General features: G+C 30.9%; 3 protein-coding genes and 1 pseudogene. All 4 read left to right on the forward strand.

The window, feature by feature from the left end:
- Window positions 1-154: pseudogene (locus Q1J76_RS02570) on the forward strand (HK97 family phage prohead protease); the annotation flags it as partial.
- 20 nt (window positions 155-174) lie between these two features.
- Window positions 175-1446 carry a phage major capsid protein gene (locus Q1J76_RS02575; protein WP_300377847.1) on the forward strand — a complete coding sequence of 424 codons (1272 nt, stop codon included), beginning with the start codon at window positions 175-177 and terminating at the stop codon, window positions 1444-1446.
- 20 nt (window positions 1447-1466) lie between these two features.
- On the forward strand, window positions 1467-1832 hold the full coding sequence (locus tag Q1J76_RS02580) for a head-tail connector protein (protein WP_300377850.1): 366 nt from the start codon (window positions 1467-1469) through the stop codon (window positions 1830-1832).
- A partial coding sequence (locus tag Q1J76_RS02585; protein WP_300377853.1) for a phage head completion protein occupies window positions 1829-2163 on the forward strand: 335 nt, incomplete at its 3' end. The genes Q1J76_RS02580 and Q1J76_RS02585, both read left to right, overlap by 4 nt.

Raw genomic sequence — 2163 nt, forward strand, 5'->3', positions numbered from 1 at the left:
ATCACTGGTAACATTTCCAGCATATACAGAAACAAATGTTAGAGATAAAGGCGAAGATGCATATATACCATATCCGCCCATTAATGATGATTTTGATTATAGAACTAATGAATATGAGCAAAAAATAAAATATTTCAAAATTAAAAATAAATAAATAATAAGGAGTATCAAATTATGACACCTGCAGAATTAAGAGATTTAATAGCAAAACTAAAAAATGAAAATAATTTAGCTTTAACAAGCATTGATGAACTTATGCAAAAAAGAAATGCATATTCTGCTATGACTATTGAGGAGAGAGAAGTTAAAAAAGATGATATATCAAAATTGGACAATGATATAGATACTTTAATGCAGCTAATAGAAAATAGAAACAAAGAGATAGAGAGAAATGATAAACTTCTATCGCTTCAAACTAATTCTTCTATGAATAAAAGAAATACAGCTGATAATTTAGATACTTCTGATGCAGATAATGAAGCTGAATTAAGAGCTAAAGTAGATATTTGGTTTAGAACAGGTAAAGAAGAAGAAGTAAGAGAAGTACTTCAGGCATCAACTGCAGGCGGCGGCGGAAATACTATAGCTCCTCAATATCTAGTAAAAGAAATTATAAAAGGACTTGATGCATCTGTAGAGATAAGAAAAAGAGCAAATATTATTCCTGCAGCAAATGGTTTTGCAAGTATAGGTATTCCTACCCTTGAAAGTGATTTGAATGATCTTGATTGGACTGCAGAAATAGCACAGGTAAAAGAAGATACGAATATCTCTTTCGGTAAAAGAGAAATGAAAGCTAATCAATTAACTAAACTTGTGAAAGTGAGTAAAAGACTGATACAGCAGAGTAATATAAATATTCAAGGCTTCGTTCAGGATAGAATATCCTATAAGTTATCTTCAGTATTAGAACACAGCTATTTATACGGAGACGGCTCAGGAAAACCGCTTGGTATTTTTGCACAAGGAGCTTCTGCAATTCCTGCTGACAGAGATATAAAAGCAGGAACTGCTAATGCTGCTATCACCTATGAAGGATTAGTAGATGCAGTTAGTGCATTAAAATCAGGTTATCAGCATGGAGCGGTTTGGATGTTTAATAGAAAAGCTATGGCTTTTTTAAGAAAACTTAAAGATAAGCAGGATCGCCCTATTTGGCAGGAAAGTTTAATATCAGGACAGCCTAGCCTTCTTCTTGGAATACCTGTTGTTCAAAATGATTTTATAGAAGATAAACTAGAGGCTGCAAAATACTTCGGATTTTTGGCAAACTTAAATTATTATTGGATAATGGATAGTTTGACTATGGATCTTCAAGTACTTCATGAATTATATAGCCAAACAAATCAAGTAGGTTTTCAGGTAGGATATTATGGTGATGGTGCTCCTGTTCAAAAAGAGGCGTTTGTAAGATTAGTAGCAAATGATCAGGCATATAAAGCCTAGAATTTAAATAAGGCTTTTATATGAAAAGTAAAGCTGAAGATATTGATAATAGTATAGACATTGATGTTTGCAGTGTTGTAGAAAGCGGAAGCTCTGACATAGTAGTTACTTTATCAGAGTTCAAAAAGTTTCTAAACTTAGAAGGCATTGATTATGATGATGATATACTTCAATTAACTTTAGACACTGCAATCAACTATTGTAACAAAGCTAATGAGACAATTTATAAAAGGATTGACTGCCCTGATGAAGTTCGCTATGCGATACTTGGACTTGCTACTCATTATTTTGAAAGCAAAACAGGAGAAGCTAGTCAAAGTGAAGAAGCTGCTTTGAAGGGAGTTCATAGATTATTAGCTATAGCAAGGGAAAAGTTCACTTTATGAAAGTAGGGAAATTAATTCATACTATAACTTTTTATACCTCTGAATATATAAGCAATGGAAACGGAACAGGTAATAATGAATTAATAGAATTAAAAAAAGTAAAATGTTCTATTGATGATATAACATATAAAGATATACAGCAGGGTAAAAGAAAAAATTTAGAAAGAACATTAAAAGTACATACTCATTATTTCAAAGAATTTGATACAAAGGGAATGTACGCAAAAATTAATAATGATAAGGATTTATATGAAGTAATTTATATAGAAAATGTTTCATATAAAAATATAGAATGCATATTTACAATAAAAAAATTGGTAAATAATAAAAG

The organism is Brachyspira sp. (assembly GCF_029258575.1).
Lineage (GTDB): Bacteria > Spirochaetota > Brachyspiria > Brachyspirales > Brachyspiraceae > Brachyspira.